The sequence below is a fragment of the Herbiconiux liangxiaofengii genome (assembly GCF_041927335.1).
In the GTDB taxonomy this organism is placed as follows: domain Bacteria; phylum Actinomycetota; class Actinomycetes; order Actinomycetales; family Microbacteriaceae; genus Herbiconiux; species Herbiconiux liangxiaofengii.
This window is the reverse complement of record NZ_JBHFHD010000005.1, coordinates 1-15749: the sequence shown is the minus strand read 5'-3', so window position 1 is coordinate 15749 and position 15749 is coordinate 1. Positions and strand designations below refer to the sequence as shown.

Here is a 15749-nt window from a genome sequence, read left to right as displayed (position 1 = left end):
CCCCTCCCCGTGCCCGTCGTCGTCCCGTCGCAAACCGCCCTCAGATCGCACGGAGAGGGCGATTTGCGACGGGTCGCGGGGCGTCAGGGCTGGGGGTAGGTGATCGAGCCCTCCTGGGTGAACACGATCACGTCGCGCAGCTCCCACGCGTCGTGGAGGTGCTCGGCCTGGATGACGGGCCGGGCGTCGAGCACCGACTGCTCGGTGAGCTCGAGCGGCAGCAGGGTGCCGTCGGCCGCCAGCTTCGGCAGCAGCACGATGTCGACGAGATACGAGCTCGGCACGAAGTAGAGCACGGAGCCGTAGTTCGGCCCGGCCACCGCCTTGAGCGGGCCGTCGGCACCGTTCAGTCGGCTGCCCAGCACCGACTTGCCCTCTCCCCCCGGGGTGTTGAGCACGTCGGGGGCGGAGATGACGGGGGTGAGGGCAGAAGCGGCGGGGTCGAACCCGCGCTCGGTGAGGATGCCGGCGAGCTGAGGCTGCACCGCGGTGGGCCGGACCCCGGCCAGGAGTCCCTCGTAGCCGACGCCGTAGTAGGCCTCGAACCCACCCGACGCGAAGGTGCCGCCGTACACGTCGACGCCCTCGATGGAGTCCATCTGCACCCAGGCGTCGACCGCCCGGGCGAGGGTGGCGCGGTCGGCGTCGGGCGCCAACGGCAGGTCGACCGACCAACCGGCACCCTCCGTTCCGGGTTCGACCACGGAGAGGATGTACCGGGGTTCCGACCCGTAGTCGGCGGCGGTCTCGTCGACGACGGCAGCGGGCACGTCCGAGGCGTCGAGGGCGGCGAGCACGTCGAGGGTGGCCTGCTCGGCCCGGGCCGGGTCGTCGACGGCGAACTCGAGAGTCAGCTCGAGGCCGCTGAGCTCGAGGCCCACGTCGGTGATCCCCTCGACCGTCCCGAGCTGCTCCCGCAGCGCCTTGGCGGCGGTGAACAGCGGGTCGGGCTCCGGCTCGGGCGTGGTGGTGCAGCCGGCCAGGGCGAGGGCGGCCGTCAGCGCCAGTGCGGCGGCTGCGGTCCCTCCACGCCGGATGCCGCGTCGTGACGTGGTCGAACTGCGCATGTCGGTACTCCCCCGAATCCGGTCTGCCTCGAACGGCAGGGTCTCCGACGACCCTACAAGTGGGCACAGCGGCGAGGCGATGGGGAGGACTCCCCAGCTACCCCCGCTACCCCCGCGACTGGCGCCCGCTCAGCGCGGCGGCAGGCCGGCCACGAAGTCGGCGAGCACCGCGAGCGATCCCTGCACGGTCGCCGCGAGAATGCGCTCCCCCTTCTCGGCGGTCGCGTGCGACGGGTCGCCGAACACCCCCGACGCCGAGAACGGGTGCAGCTGCATCGGCCGGGTACCGAAGTCGCTCGGGAACTCCGGGTACACGGCCTCGTAGCGCTCGGGGTGCACGAGCGCCGGGTCGATGGCCAGCATGATCGAGGTCTCCACCTCCTCGGCGTGGTTCAGCCCCGGGGCCGCACCCCGGCTCGTGCGCACCTCGTCGATGGCGGCGTCCATGCCCGGGTAGTCCAGGGCGATGGCGGGCAGGATGCGCTCCGCGTTCAGCGTGCGCACGGCCGAATAGAGCGGCTGCCGGTTGCCCCAGTCGCCGTTCACCACCACCAGCGCCCGCGCGCCCGAGGCGGCGAGCGACCGCCCGATGTCGACCGCGATGGCCGTGACGGTGGCGGGCGAGAGCGAGACGGTACCCGGGTACCCGGCGTTGTTCCAGGTGTCGCCGTAGTGCACCGGGGGCAGCAGCACGGCGTCGAGTCGTTCGGCCAGCCGGCGGGCCACGGCATCGGCCGTGGCCGTGTCGGTGCCGAGCGGCAGGTGCGGGCCGTGCTGCTCGAGCGCGCCGAAGGGAAGCAAGGCCAGGCCATCGCCCGAGGCAAGGTGGCGGGCGACGTCGGTCCAGGGGGTCGAGTAGGCCTCGATCACGGTGCGTACTCCTGGATGCTGCCGCGCGAGCGGTCGGTGAGCTCGGGGATGCGCCGGGTCAGCTCGTCGGCCGCGGCCATCACGTCGAGGGTGAGCAGCCGGCCGTCCTGCACGAGCACCCGCCCGTCGACCAGCACCGTCGTCACGTCGCTCGACTTCACGCTGAGCACGAGCGCAGCCGCGAGGTCGTGCAGGGGCTGCACGTGCGGGCGGCGCAGGTCGATCAGCACGATGTCGGCGCGGTAGCCGGGGGCCAGGGTGCCGAGCGAGTCCTGCAGACCGAACGTCGCCGCGCTCTGCCGCGTGGCGAGGTCGAGCGCGTGGGCCGAGGTGAGCCAGGTGGCGTCGAGGTGGTCGTCCTTCTGCTTCAGCGCCATCATCCGCATGCTCTCGAGCACGTCGAGCGTGTTGTGCGAGGCCGGGCCGTCGGTGCCGAGTCCCACGGTGATGCCGGCGTCGTGCAGCATCCGTACCGGCGTCGTGGTGTGCGCGTGCTTCATGTACACCTTCGTGCAGGAGGCCACGGCCACCCGGTCGGCGTAGGGCACGAGCCACTCCAGGTCGCTCTCCACGATGCCGGCGCCGTGGGCGATGATCGCGCCCGTCTCGAGGATGCCGGCGTCGTGCAGCACCTGGATCGGCGTCCTGCCGTGCGCGGCGAGACTCGACTCCGTCTGGTTCATGCTCTCAGCGGCATGGATGTGCGTGCGCACCCCCAGGCGCCGGGCGTGCTCGGCCGTGGCCTCCAGATCCGCGTCGCTCACCGTGTAGGTGGCGTGCGGCCCCATCGCGGTGGTGATGCGGCCGTCGGCGGCGCCGTTCCAGCGTTCGGCGAACGCGGCCGAACGCTCGATCCCCTCCTGACCCTGCGACGAGAAGAACGTCGACGCCAGGTGTCCGCGCGCGCCGCTCTCGGCCACCACCTCGGCGACACGATCGGTGAAGAAGTAGTGATCGGCGAAGTTCGTCACCCCCGCCAGCAGCATCTCGCCCACGGCGAGCTGCGCCCCGAGCGTCACGTCGCGCTCGGTGAGGTTCACCTCCATCGGCCAGATGTACTTGTTGAACCAGTCCTTCACCGGTACGTCCTCGGCCGATCCGCGGAACATCGTCATCGGCGAGTGGGTGTGCGAGTTCATCAGTCCCGGGACGGCCACCTGACCGGTGCCGTCGATGACGTGGGCCTGAGCGAGCACCGCCGGGTCGAGGCGGTCGGTCGGCGTGATGAAGACGATCACGCCGTCCCGGATGCCGATGGCGTGGTCGGCGAGGAAGATGGCGGTTCCGCGGGCGGCCGTGTCGTCGCGGGGCAGGTCGGGGTAGCCGGGAGCCGGCCTGGTGGTGCCGGCCAATACGGTCACCCGGGTGATGACGGTGTCGACCGTGTCGGTGCCGTCGGCCAGCGTGACGGCGTCGGGGTGCATCCGGTCGTCGGCGCGGAGACCGTCGAGGGCGCTCATGCCGCGTCTCCGTCGATCGTCTCGGCCGGCAGGACGACGCCGGCGACGGCAGCCGCGGCCCCGTCGTCGCCGCCGTCACCCAGCGGGTCGCCCGCGAGCCAGCGCACCAGGCGGTCGAACAGCGGCCCGTAGCCCTCCCACTGCACGAAGCCGGGCGGCGCCCAGTGCGGCGCGATGTCGGAGGTGTACGCCGCCGTGCGCCCCGCCCCGTACTCGCCCACCACGAGCAGCGGATGCCCCGCGCAGCTCGCCAGCTCGGTGGCCCCCTCGCGCACGGTCACCTCGTTCAGGCCGAGCAGAGCCGGCCACACGTCGCCCAGGCCATCCGTGATCGGATGCGGCGCCAGCACGCGCGGCACCGCGCCCGCGGGCAGTTCGACCCGGTCGTCGCGGTCGAGCACGCCGACCGGGAGAGCCGAGGCGAGCGCGGTGCGGCCCCAGCGGGCCTTCGCGTCGATGCCCGAGAAGGTCATGTACCCGCCGGCCATCAGCAGGCCGCCGCCCAGCTCGGCGAAACGCCGCAGCACGTCGACCAGGTCGACCGCCGTCTCGGAGCGGGCGAAGGTGGCGGGCGGCAGCTGCAGCGTGTTGGCGCCCACGTCGGAGACGACCACCACGTCGGCCACCGCCCTGAGCTCCTCGGCCGTGGCCGGCAGCCCGTCGACGATCTCGTGGCACGGCAGGTGCGTCACCTCGTGGCCGGCGGCCCGCAGTGCGGCGGTGAACTCCGCGCCGCCGAGTGTGAACTCCGACGTGGTGAAGGAGTCGAAGCCCTTCTGGTGGATGGAGTGCACGAACCAGGACTCGCCGAGCAGCAGGATTCGGGTCACGGGGTTCCTCTCGAGGGGCGAAGGGTGCGGGTGGAGTGGCCGGGGACGAGCTGAGGGGCAAGGCTCACGCGGCGGGCGATGCGCTCGGGCCCGCGGTCGTGGGCGTCGACCAGGAGCCGCACCGCCTCGCGCCCCATCTCGGGCCACGGATGCCGGAGAGTGGTCACCGACAGGTCTTCGCGACCGGGGGTCAGATCGAGCAGGCTCGCCACCTGCACCGTCTCCGGGGCGGCGATCCCGCGCATCCGGAGCACGGCGAGCACGCCGGAGGCCACGTCGTCGTTGGCGCACACGATGGCGTCGGGCAGCGCGGAGGGGCCGCCGACGATGAGCCGCTCGGCTGCACGGATGCCGCCGTCGAGCACCGCGGGGGTGAACGGAGCGATCTCGATCAGCACGTGCTCTGACTCGGCCGGCGCCGCCCTCAGTGCCCGGATGCGGCGGGCGTCGGCGGGGGCGTCGGCGTCGAGGCCGACCACCAGGATGCGCCGCGCGGCCCGCTCCACGAGGTGGGTGACCAGCATGCCGGTGGCGCGGTCTTCGTCGAGGCCGACGGAGTCGGAGCGGTCGGTGGCCACGAACCGGCCCACCTGCACGAGCGGCACGCCGTTGGCCGCGTCGATCGACACCTGGCTCGCCTCCAGCGACGACGGGCAGATGATGATGCCGTCGACCCGTCGGGCCATCAGCGACTCCACGTTGCCGAGGTCGTGCACCGCGTCGGGTTCGGAGTAGCGCAGCACGAGGGAGAGGTCGTTGCGCTCGAGGCCCTCGCTCACCGACTCGATCAGGGCCGAGAGGAAGCCGGTGGTGTACCGCGGCAGCACGAGGCCCACCGTCTCGGTGCGCTGCAGCCGCAGGGCGCTCGCCACCGCGTTGCGACGGTAGCCGAGCTCGCGACTCGCGTCGCTCACCTTGCGGTGCAGGGTGTCGGAGACCGGGCGGGCGCCGGTGAGCGCGCGCGACGCCGTGGCCACGCTCACCCCGGCACGGGCAGCGACGTCGGCCAGGGTCGGCTCGGTGCTCTGCATGCCGTCACTATAGGGCGGGCCACGGGGCGCCGTGGGCAAATTCAGGCAATCGTTTGCAGCGATTTGCCGAGGTTAAACATGCCCGAAACATTCGAGCAATACGGTCGACTCCGCGCGGGCGAACACTGATGATCGCACCCTCATCACCCTCCATCGCCCCCATTCCTGCAATCGATTACCAAGGAGTCCCATGACGTTCTCGCGCAAGGCCGCCGTCTTCGGCGCCACCGCCCTCGCTGCTTCGCTGCTGCTCTCCGCCTGCACGGGCAAGACCGCCACGGTGCAGCCGAGCGCCGACGCCGACGCCCCCAAGGTGGCGATGCTCTACGGCACCACCGGCGACTTCTCCTTCATGGACAGCGCCTACAAGGGCTTCACCGACGCGCAGTCGGAGTACGACTTCACTCCCCTGGACTTCTCCAGCCCCAACACCGACGACTACCAGGACCGGCTCGACCTCGCGATCTCGCAGGGCGCCGGCCTCGCCATCGGCATCGGCTTCCAGTACGCCACGCCCATGGAGCAGACCACCGACCACCCCGACACCAAGTTCGTGGCCGTCGACATCGACAAGGGCACGTCGATCCCGGATGTCACGACCATCTCCTTCGCGGCCGAGCAGTCGTCGTATCTGGTGGGCGTCGCGGCGGCCCTCACCTCGAAGACCGGACACATCGGCTTCGTCGGCGGTGTCGACCAGCCCAGCATCCAGAACTTCTTCGTCGGCTACGAGGCGGGTGCCAAGTCGGTGAACCCGGCCATCACGGTCGACACCACCTACCTCTCGCCGCTCGGCGACTTCACCGGCTTCTCCGACCCCACCAAGGGCAAGGAGGCCGCGGCCTCGATGTACGCCGGGGGCGCCGACGTGATTTACGCCGCCGCGGGCGGTTCGGGCCAGGGCGTGTACGAGCAGGCCGCCGCCTCGTCGACGGATGCGCAGAAGAACTGGGCCATCGGGGTCGACGGCGACGTCTACAACCAGGTCGACGACTCGATCAAGCCCTACATCCTCACCTCGGCGATCAAGAACGTGAACGTGGCGGTGGAGGACTCGATCAAGTCGTTCCTCGACGGCAGCCTCGAGGCCGGCGAGCAGGACTTCGACCTCTCCAACGACGGCGTCGGATACTCCACGAGCGGCGGATTCCTGGATGCGTACGCAGATCAGCTCGAGAAGGCCAAGGCCGACATCGTCGATGGCACCATCGAGGTGCCGAGCGCGGTCTGATCGACCTGCCCGCACCATCCGCAGCACACCGCACCGCACCAGCTGGAGGACCGATGAGCGACACCACCGAGCACGAGGTGCTCGTGCGCCTGACGGGGATCGTGAAGAGATTCGGCACCTTCGTGGCGAACGACCGCATCGACCTCACGGTCAGGGCCGGGTCGGTGCACGCCATCGTCGGTGAGAACGGTGCGGGCAAGTCGACCCTCATGAAGATCCTCGCGGGTGAGGAGCGCCCTGACGAGGGAACCATCGAGATCGCGGGGGTGAGCCGCTCGTTCGGCTCCCCCCGCGACGCCCAGCAGGCCGGCGTGGGCATCGTGCACCAGCACTTCCTGCTCGCGTCGGCCCTGCGGGTGTGGGAGAACGTGGTGCTGGCCGACGAGCCGGGCACCGCGTTCCGGCTCGACAGCGCCGCCGCCCGGTCGCGGGTCGCGGCGCTGGCCGAGGCCAACGGCTTCTCGGTCGACGTCGACGCCGTGGTGCGCGACGTGGGGGTCGGCGGCCGTCAGCGCGTCGAGATCCTCAAGGTGCTGTATCGCGACGCCCGCATCATCATCCTCGACGAGCCGACCGCCGTGCTCGTGCCGAGCGAGGCCGCCTCGCTGTTCGCGGCCATGCGCCGGTTCACCGAAGCCGGCGCCGCCGTCATCTTCATCTCGCACAAACTCGACGAGGTGCTCGACTTCGCCGACGAGATCACGGTCATCCGGCACGGCGCCGTGGTCGGCCGCACCACCCCCGCCGAGTCCACCGCCTCCGACCTGGCCGCCCTGATGGTGAAGGTGGCCATGCCGGCGGTCGAGCCCCGCACGGTCCCAGCCGGCACCGACGTGGTGCTCGCGGCCGTCGACGTGACAGTGGGGGCTCCCGGGGAGGTTCCCGCGCTGGACGGTGTGACCCTCGAGGTGCACTCGGGCGAGATCGTGGGCATCGCCGGGGTCGAGGGCAACGGGCAGTCGGAGCTGCTGATGGCTCTGCTCGGCCGGGTGGCCCACACCGGCAGCATCGTGATGGGCGGAGCGGACATCGGCTCGCTGCCCACCGAGGAACGCCGCGCGAAGGGGCTCGCCTACATCCCGGAAGACCGCCACCGCGACGGGCTCGTGCTCTCGATGGCGCTGCGGGAGAACGCCGCCCTCGGCTACCACAGCCGTCCGCCGGTGAAGCGCGGGCCCTGGTTCAGCCGCTCGGGTGCCGCCGAGGCCGCCCGGCGCATCATCGAACGCTTCGACGTGCGGGGCGGTGACGTCGGAACGCCGGCGTCGGCGCTCTCGGGCGGCAACCAGCAGAAGTTCATCGTGGGCCGCGAGCTCGGTTCCGATCCGCGGGTGCTCGTCGCCGCGCATCCCACCCGCGGCGTCGACATCGGAGCGCAGTCGGCCGTCTGGGCCGAGCTCACGGCGGCCCGCGACCGGGGCCTCGCCACTCTGCTGGTGTCGGCCGATCTCGACGAACTGCTCGCCCTCTCCGACCGGCTCCTGGTGTTCTACCGGGGCCGCATCGTGGGCGAGCTGAACCCCAGGCAGGTCGACGCGCAGGTGCTCGGCGAGTACATGACCGGAGCCCGAGCGGCCTCCACCGACGATCGTCGCGACACCCTCGACACCCGCGAAGGAGACGCCGCATGATCCGGCGCATCGCCGTCACCCTGGCCGGGCCCGTCATCTCGGTGCTGCTGGCCCTCGTGGTCACCACCCTCTTCCTCACGGTGGGCGGCTACTCGGCCTCCAGCGCCTACGAGGTGATGTGGAACTACGGCATCGAACCCGCATCGCTCGTCTCCGCCCTGAACAACGCCGTGCCGCTCTACCTCGCCGGCGTCGCCGCGGCGTTCGCGCTGCGCATGGGGTTGTTCAACATCGGCGTCGACGGGCAGTACCGCGTCGCCGCGCTGGTGGGTGCCGTGGTGGCCGCGAACCTGCCCCTGCCGCTCTACCTGCGCCTGCCCATCACCCTCATCGTCTGCTGCCTCACCGGAGCGGCGTGGGCTCTCGTGCCGGCCCTGCTCAAGGTGTACCGGGGCGTGAGCGAGGTGATCACGTCCATCCTGATGAACGCCATCGCCACCACGGTCGTCGCCATCCTGCTCGCCGACGTGTTCCGCTCCGGTGGCGGCCAGAACACCGGCACCGCCATCATCGGGCCCGACGGCGCGATGCCCGTGCTGATCGACCTCGGCATCGGCAACCGCACCTCGATCTCGGGGTTCCTCGTGCTCGCCATCGTGGTGGGCATCCTGTTCTACCTCATCCAGTACCGCACGGTGTTCGGCTTCACCCTGCAGGTCGCGTCCCGCTCGCCAGAAGCCGCCGAGTCGGCCGGCATCAAGGTGAACCGGCGCATCATCTGGGCCATGCTCGGATCGGGCGCGATCGCCGGGCTGGTGGGCATGCCGCACGTGCTGAGCACGGCCTTCCGCTTCGACGGCACCCTGCCCACCGACCTCATGTTCACCGGCCTCGCGGCGGCCCTGCTCGGCCGGTCGCATCCCATCGGCATCGCGGTGGGCGCGTTCATCCTCGCGTTCGTCGAGCGCAGCTCGCAGGTTCTCGGGCTCGTGCAGCTGCCCACCGAGGTGGGGTCGGTGTTCATGGCCGTCGTGCTGCTCAGCTCGGCGGTGGGTTACTGGCTCACCGAGCGGGCCGACCAGCGCATCGCGCTGTGGAACGCCGTGCGACGCCGTTCCCGCGCGCATCCGTCGACCGAACTGGAGGCAACCCGATGACCGACACCGTCGAACCCTCCACCGCGGGCGCCCCCTCGGCCGCGCCTCGGTCGCTCACGCCGAGCCGCTACCGCTTGCGCGCAGGGCTCCGCTGGGGGCTGCTGGGTCTCGGGCTCATCATCGTGGCGCAGTACGTGGCCGACGCCCCTGGCATCTCGGCCTCCTCCACCTGGGGCTCGGCGCTGCGGCTCACCGTGCCGATCGCCGTCGTGGCCATCGGCGGGCTGTACTCCGAGCGCGCGGGCGTCATCAACGTGGGCCTGGAGGGCATGATGATCGGCGGCACCTGGATGGCCGGCGTGTTCGGCTGGCTCTGGGGCCCCTGGGCCGCCCTCGGCGGCGGCGTGGTGGGCGGGCTGGTGTTCGGACTGCTGATGGCCGTGCTCTGCATCGAGATGGGGCTGAACCAGCTCGTGGTGGGTGTGGCCATCAACGTGATCGCGGGCGCCTCGGCGCGCTTCGCGTCGGACATCGTGTTCAACGGCGTCGACGGCGGCACCATCGCCCGGTCGCCGCGCATCGACGGCTCGCTGCCGGTGCTCAGCGTGCCGTTCCTGTCGGGCGGGCTCGGAACACCCGACCTCACGGCCACCATGGAGGACTCCGGCCTGCCGGTGGTGTCGCAGGTGGGCGGCATCGTGGGCGGGCTCACGCACGACGTGTCGCTCGCCGCGGTGATCGGCCTGCTGCTCATCCCGGCCACCGCCTACGTGCTCTGGCGCACCCGGTTCGGGCTGCGCTGGCGGGCCGCGGGCGAGGAACCAGCGGCTCTGCAGGCACTCGGCGGCAAGGTGCACCGCACCCGCTACATCGCCGTGCTCACGGGCAGCGCACTGGCCGGCTTCGCGGGCGGCTACCTCGCGCTGATCTCACAGGCCTACGTCGAGAACCAGACCGCGGGCCGCGGCTTCATCGGTCTCGCGACGCTCATCTTCGGCAACTGGATGCCGTCGGGCGTCTTCCTCGGGTCGTCGCTGTTCGGCTTCAGCGACGCGGTGGGCCTCGGCCGGCCCGAGACGTTCCGGGCGCTGCTGTTCATCCTGGCCGTGATCTTCCTGGTGGTGGGTGCACTGAGGCTGCGGCCGGCCGCGCGCCTCACGTCGCCGAAGGGGGCCATCGCGCCGCTGCTGCTCGGGGCCGTGCTCGTGCTGGTGTTCCTGTTCGTGCCGCTGCCGCCCGAGCTCGCCACGGCCGCCCCCTACCTCGTCACCCTCGCGGTGCTCGTGGTGGCCGGCACCACCATGCGGCCGCCGGCGGCGCTCGGCCACCTGTTCCCCCGCAAGAACTCGCGCAGCTGAGGCCGCATGGTGCCGCTTCCGTCCTCGCCCCGGCCCACCCTCGATCTCCGTCTTCCGTTCCCCCTTCCGTTTCCGGCCCCCGCCGCCTCCGTCAGGACCACATGAACCACTCCTTCACCGCCCCGCTCTGGGACGGCACCACCGCCCGCGGTCTCACCACGCTGGAATGGGCGGTCGACGACGTCGACGGGGTGATCACGTCGGTGACCGCGGCGACGGATGCCGGCGGCGATCACGCCGCCGGGTCCGGCACCGACCGGCTCGGCATCATCCCCGGCCTGATCGACACCCACGTGCACCTGGTCGGCTACGCCGGGCACGCCACCGCCGATTTCCTCACCTGGCCCCTGATGACCAGGCCCGAGGAGCAGACCCTGCACGGGCTCGCCAATGCCCGCGCCGCGCTGCGGGCCGGTGTCACGACGGTTCGCGATCTGGCGGCCGACGACATCCAGTTCTCGCTGCAGCGCGCGATCGGGCAGGGCGTGGTCGACGGGCCCCGCATGCAGGCGCACGGCATGGTCAGCATGACCGCCGGGCACGGCGACCTCTTCATCCCCCCGGCCTTCCCCCTGCGCAAGCTGCTCGCCGACGGGCCCGACGAGTGCCGCAAGCTCGTGCGGCACTGGGCGCGGGCCGGAGCCGACGGCATCAAGATCGCCACCAGCGGCGGAGTGCTCTCCGTGGGCGACAAGAGCGCCTGGCGCAACTACACCGGCGCCGAGATCGAGACCATCGTCGACGAGGCGCACGCCCTCGGGCTGCGGGTGGCGGCGCACGCGCACACCGCCGAGGGCATCGAGGCGGCCCTCGGGCACGGCGTCGACTCGATCGAGCACGGCACGCTGCTCACCGCCGACCAGGCCCGGCGCATCGCCGAGGCCGGCATCACCATCGCCCCCACCCTGCTCATCAACGACCGCATCGCCGCCGGCCTGAACGGCGTCTCGTCCGACCAGGCCGAGAAGGCCGGCGAGCTCGTCCAGCGTCGCGACGCCCTGTTCCGCGAGGCGGCCGACGCCGGGGTCGACTTCGTGCTGGGCACCGACGCCAACGGCCACCACGTGCGGTTCGGAGACCAGATGGAGGAGGTGCGGCTGATGGCCTCCACCTTCGGGTGGACGCCGGAGCGCGCCCTCGAGGCGGCCACCAGCCGTGCCGCGCGCACGCTCGGCGCGGAGGGCACCCTCGGCGTGCTCGCACCGGGCGCCGCGGCCGACTTCGTGGTGATCGACGGCCACCCCTGGAGCGATCTGGCCACGCTCGACACCGCGCGCATCGTCGCGGTGGTCAGCCGTGGCCGCGTGGTGGCGGGCGCCCTCCCCGCCTGACCTTCCGGCACCCCCGCTAGGCGGGCTTCTTCGAGGGGCGGTAGGCCGCGACGACGGCCGCGATCCCGCCCAGGAGCGCCGCCGCGCCGCCGAGGGCGAGCGGCAGCAGTTCGGGCCAGTCGCTCGGCATGTCGCCCGAGGTCCAGATGAACAACAGCACCCCCGCCACCGAGACCCCGGTGGTGAACCAGAGCAGCAGGTCGCGCACCGCACCGGGCTCGGTCGTGAGTTCGCGGCGCGCCGCCTTGAGCAGCACCCCACCGAACCCGAGCAGCAGCGCGAGCGCACCGAGGCCCACGACCGACGCCATCGGCGCCAGCTGACCCAGCGACATCGCGTTCTTCGCCTCGGCATCGGGCCCCGCGAAGGTGCCGGCCGGGAAGTCGAGCCGGGCGCCGAGGTCGGTGACGGTGAGGTCGAACGGCCAGCCACCGTACTCGTCCGGCACCAGCTCGAGCACGTGCGACGAGCCATCCACTGAGCCGTCAGCGGATGCGGACGCAGACGCAGACGCGGACGCCGCGTCGCCCCCGGCAGTGTCCGCCTCGGCGGCCGGGTCGGGCTCGATCGCCGGATCGACCCCGTACACCTCGTCGGCCGCGATCGCGCCGAACGGCAGCACCGCGTCGTCCCACGACCGCGGATGCTCCGACGACGAGGTGTCCTCGGTGAGCCAGCCGCCCTCGACGACATCGGCGGCGAGCTCGTCGCTCATCCGCAGTTCCACCCGCACGGGGTCGGGGGCCGGATCGTCACCCCACCCGGAGTCGTACTCCCACCCGTTCAGGAGCGCCGCCCAGCGAACCCGGTCGACCAGCCCGCCGTCCGCGCCGTCGGCCGCCACGGCCGCCGAACCGAGCGTGTAGTCGACCTGCACGTCGTGGCTCCCGCTGAGCACCTCGGCGAGCCGGGTCGACATCAGCACGGTGTCGGCGTCGGGCCGGGTGTCGAACGGCACCTCGGCTCCGTCGACCCGCACCGACTGCACCGCGAGCCCCAGGTTCTGCCCCTCGAGCTGGTTCGGCCATTGCTGGGCGAACTGCGGCACGCTCGACCCCTCGTCGTCGAACTGCACCGTGAGCGTCTCGGTCACGGCGAGACGAGCACGTCGCTCCTCGTCGCGGCCGAGCTCGGCACTGATGTCGACCGACTGCACCTTCGTGAAGAGCGTGCCGGGAACATCGCCCGAGTAGGTCGCATAGTCGTACGACCGGGGATACGGCGGGGTCAGCACCGACATCGCCACGATGGCCGCCACCACCACGGCGACGCCCAGCAGGCGCAGCAGCAGTCGCGGGCCGGTGAGGAAGACGCTGGTGCGCCATCCCCGGGCCGCATCCGCGTCGCCGAGCTCGCCGATGATCAGGTTGCCCACCTGGCGGCCCGCCTCGCGGGGCGGCGCGAGCAGCACCGCGTACGGCACGAGCCGCTCGTTGAGCGGGCCGCGCTTGAGCAGCTGCGTGCGCTCCGCGAACACGCCGATGCCGCGCAGGTGCTGCTTCACGAGCGCGCCCTTCCGGGTGAGCGGCCGGGAACTCAGGGCGATGGCGAGCACCACCAGGGCCACCGCCGACGACACGAGCACGAAGGCCACCGGCCACCACACCACGGCGAGCTTGGTCTGGAACGACAGCTGCCGCACGATGCCCCACTGCACCAGCGTGAGCGCGAGCGGGGCCGCGATGAACAGGTCGCGCACGAAACCGCGCGGGATGCGGCGATAACCGGCGGGCACCTGGCTGCGGCGCTCCGGCGCACGCAGGTAGGCGAGCAGGGCGCGCGGCCGGTCGCCGATGCGGCCGACGCGGGCTGCGGCCCTGGCGGCGGCGCGCAGACGTTCGGCGCGGTCGGCGGTGAGGGGCCGCGGGCGCCCCGCCTTGCGCGCCGATGCCGCGCGCTTCCACCACGACGAGCTCCCCGAGCTGCGTCGCGCCGCCTGAGCCTGGTCGAGCCGGGTGGCCAGTTCCAGCGCCACCGGCTGCCTCACGATCTGGGCGGCCAGTCGTGGTGACACGGCGGCCGGCGGATCGTACTGGGCCACGAACCACGGGCGGCCCCTGGCGTCGCTCCACGCCACGGCGCGGGCGGCGAGCGCGAAGAGCAGCGTGAGCGCCAGGATCGCGAGCGGCGCGAGCGGGCCGTAGACCTGCACCCAGTAGAGCGCGGTGGGCGCCGGCATCGTGAACGTGCCGGGCTCGAAGCTCAGCCTGAACCGTGCCTGCGCGTAGGGCGGCATGTTCTGGTCGTTGCTGAACCCGTAGGTCACGGTTCCGGGAGCGTTCTTCTCGGGCGTGAGCCACTCACCGCCGCCGATGAGCAGCCACGCCAGGGTGCCGCGCGGTTGCCGCACCAGCTGCGCGTCGACGTCGTCGGGCAGCGTGACCGACACGTCCAGGCCCGACAGGCCCTGCTGCCAGTCCGGCCCGAAGACGTCCCACTCGAGCAGGTCGACGGGGTCTCCAGTGCTCTCGTCGACCGTGGAGTAGGCGAGATCGTGCAGGACGTAGCTCAGCACGAACTCGTGAGTGCCGTCGAGGGCCGTCTGGTCGCCGCCCGGTCTGTCGAGCGTCAGAGTGAGGTCTTCCGAGGTCTCGGCGCGGCCGAGGTCGACGGGCTCGCCGTCCATCGTGGCCGTGATGTCGCTGGGCGCGAGGTCGTGCCCCTGATACTGCGTGGCGAGCACCCGGCGGATGCCGTGCTCGTCGACGCCGTCGGGGAACTGCGCGGTGATGCGTTCTTCGACGCGGGCGGTGAGGCGGCCGTCATCCGTTCTCTGGATGTCGTACGAGACGGTGAAGTCGCGGGCGATCCACGTGTCGGTGACGGTCTCGGCCGATCCCGTGATGTCGTCGAGGGTGAGAGGGGCGTTGATCACCGGGCCGAAGAGCAGCACCAGCCCAGCCGCGGCCACCACGGCCCAGAAGGCCCGGATGCCGTTGCGCAGGCGCGCACCGCCGTGCGAGCGGAGCCAGGCCTCGGTGCCGAGCAGCCAGCGCGACAGCACGACCCACAGCGCGGTGTGGCGCGGGGGCTCGTCGGGGATGCGCTCCTGGTCGGAGACGTCGGGTTCAGCCACGGTGACCGGGCGATCAGGTCGTGATGAAGAAGAACATCATCACGAACGGAACCGCCGAGGCCAGAATGGCGATGGTGCTCACCCAGCGCGCGGCCGAGGGTCGCGAACGCAGCACGGAGATCATGCCCAGGAACAGGCCCACCGCCGCGAGCAGCAGCGGCAGCCAGGTGGGGATGCCGACGGCGAGGGTGACGATGGCCCCGATGCCGGCCAGCAGCGAGACCACGGCGATGGCGTCGACGCCTCCGCGCGGCTTCTGAAGGGTCTGCGGTCGGCGGGTGGGGTCGTCGATCTCGGAACTCATGACCCCAGTCAACGCTGGTGACGGCGGATGCGGCAAGAGGCGCGCGGGCCGGGCACCACGCGCGACGGTACTCTGGAGTGGTGGACATCGATGCGCTTCGGCACTTTCTCGCGGTCGCCGACGAGGGCGGCTGGTCTGAGGGCGCCAACGCGGCGCACGTCTCGCGGGCGACCGTGCAGGCCTCGGTGAAGGCACTGGAGGAGTTGCGGGACGAGCAGCTCCTCGTCGAGGACGAGTCGGGCGTGACGCTCACCGCGGCCGGAATCGCGTTCCGCCCCGAGGCTCGCGCCCGCGTGGCCGCGGCACCCGCCCCGGCCCCCAGGGCCGGCGGCAAGGCCAAGGCGTCGAAGGGCCGGGGCCGGGCGCCCGTGGTCAAGGGCCAGCCCAAGCCCTACAAGAACCGCCAGGGCCGCTAGCGAGCTCCGCGCGCGCCCTCGGGTTGCGCAAACTCGTGCTCGCGCGCGGGTTGGGGGGGGGGGGGGGGGTGATTCTCGCCCCCACAAAAAAACGCCTCTTGCCCCCA

13 protein-coding genes are annotated in these 15749 nt (G+C 71.9%); 6 read left to right on the top strand and 7 right to left on the bottom strand.

Annotated features, from left to right (window positions below; genetic code table 11):
• Nucleotides 1–83: 83 nt before the first annotated feature.
• The 5 genes from ACEXOR_RS02345 to ACEXOR_RS02325 form a co-directional block, all read right to left on the bottom strand.
• On the bottom strand, nucleotides 84–1067 hold the full coding sequence (locus ACEXOR_RS02345; RefSeq protein WP_374847791.1) for a hypothetical protein: 984 nt from the start codon (nucleotides 1065–1067) through the stop codon (nucleotides 84–86).
• Nucleotides 1068–1196: 129 nt separating this feature from the next.
• Nucleotides 1197–1937, bottom strand: coding sequence for a creatininase family protein (locus tag ACEXOR_RS02340; protein WP_374847790.1), 741 nt, complete (start codon nucleotides 1935–1937; stop codon nucleotides 1197–1199).
• Nucleotides 1934–3397: an amidohydrolase gene (locus ACEXOR_RS02335; RefSeq protein ID WP_374847789.1), complete on the bottom strand. Its 1464-nt coding sequence runs from the start codon at nucleotides 3395–3397 to the stop codon at nucleotides 1934–1936. Before ACEXOR_RS02335 ends, ACEXOR_RS02340 begins: the two co-directional genes overlap by 4 nt.
• A complete protein-coding gene (locus ACEXOR_RS02330; protein WP_374847788.1) occupies nucleotides 3394–4227 on the bottom strand; it encodes a glutamine amidotransferase in 834 nt (277 codons plus the stop codon). Before ACEXOR_RS02330 ends, ACEXOR_RS02335 begins: the two co-directional genes overlap by 4 nt.
• Entirely contained in the window at nucleotides 4224–5258 is a 1035-nt protein-coding gene (locus ACEXOR_RS02325) for a LacI family DNA-binding transcriptional regulator (protein WP_374847787.1), read from the bottom strand. Before ACEXOR_RS02325 ends, ACEXOR_RS02330 begins: the two co-directional genes overlap by 4 nt.
• Before the next feature lie 190 nt (nucleotides 5259–5448).
• Here ACEXOR_RS02325 and ACEXOR_RS02320 point away from each other — a divergent pair, with 190 nt between their 5' ends.
• From ACEXOR_RS02320 to ACEXOR_RS02300, 5 genes are all read left to right on the top strand, one after another.
• Entirely contained in the window at nucleotides 5449–6489 is a 1041-nt protein-coding gene (locus ACEXOR_RS02320; protein ID WP_374847786.1) for a BMP family lipoprotein, read from the top strand.
• Nucleotides 6490–6542: 53 nt separating this feature from the next.
• On the top strand, nucleotides 6543–8120 hold the full coding sequence (locus tag ACEXOR_RS02315) for an ABC transporter ATP-binding protein (protein WP_374847785.1): 1578 nt from the start codon (nucleotides 6543–6545) through the stop codon (nucleotides 8118–8120).
• On the top strand, nucleotides 8117–9217 hold the full coding sequence (locus tag ACEXOR_RS02310; RefSeq protein WP_374847784.1) for an ABC transporter permease: 1101 nt from the start codon (nucleotides 8117–8119) through the stop codon (nucleotides 9215–9217). Before ACEXOR_RS02315 ends, ACEXOR_RS02310 begins: the two co-directional genes overlap by 4 nt.
• Nucleotides 9214–10515 carry an ABC transporter permease gene (locus tag ACEXOR_RS02305; RefSeq protein WP_374847783.1) on the top strand — a complete coding sequence of 434 codons (1302 nt, stop codon included), beginning with the start codon at nucleotides 9214–9216 and terminating at the stop codon, nucleotides 10513–10515. Before ACEXOR_RS02310 ends, ACEXOR_RS02305 begins: the two co-directional genes overlap by 4 nt.
• A 101-nt stretch (nucleotides 10516–10616) precedes the next feature.
• Nucleotides 10617–11846, top strand: coding sequence for a metal-dependent hydrolase family protein (locus ACEXOR_RS02300; protein WP_374847782.1), 1230 nt, complete (start codon nucleotides 10617–10619; stop codon nucleotides 11844–11846).
• Between the two features lie 16 nt (nucleotides 11847–11862).
• Here ACEXOR_RS02300 and ACEXOR_RS02295 read toward each other — a convergent pair whose 3' ends face one another.
• Both ACEXOR_RS02295 and ACEXOR_RS02290 read right to left on the bottom strand, forming a co-directional pair.
• A complete protein-coding gene (locus tag ACEXOR_RS02295) occupies nucleotides 11863–14922 on the bottom strand; it encodes a DUF2207 domain-containing protein (RefSeq protein WP_374847781.1) in 3060 nt (1019 codons plus the stop codon).
• Nucleotides 14923–14935: 13 nt separating this feature from the next.
• The gene (locus ACEXOR_RS02290) at nucleotides 14936–15226 is read right to left on the bottom strand and encodes a hypothetical protein (protein ID WP_374847780.1); all 291 of its coding nucleotides are present in this window, start codon (nucleotides 15224–15226) and stop codon (nucleotides 14936–14938) included.
• 80 nt (nucleotides 15227–15306) lie between these two features.
• On the opposite strand from ACEXOR_RS02290, the gene ACEXOR_RS02285 reads away from it, so the two are divergent.
• Nucleotides 15307–15642 (top strand): helix-turn-helix domain-containing protein, encoded by a 336-nt coding sequence (locus tag ACEXOR_RS02285; RefSeq protein WP_374847779.1) that lies wholly within the window; start codon nucleotides 15307–15309, stop codon nucleotides 15640–15642.
• The last annotated feature ends 107 nt before the right edge of the window (nucleotides 15643–15749 follow it).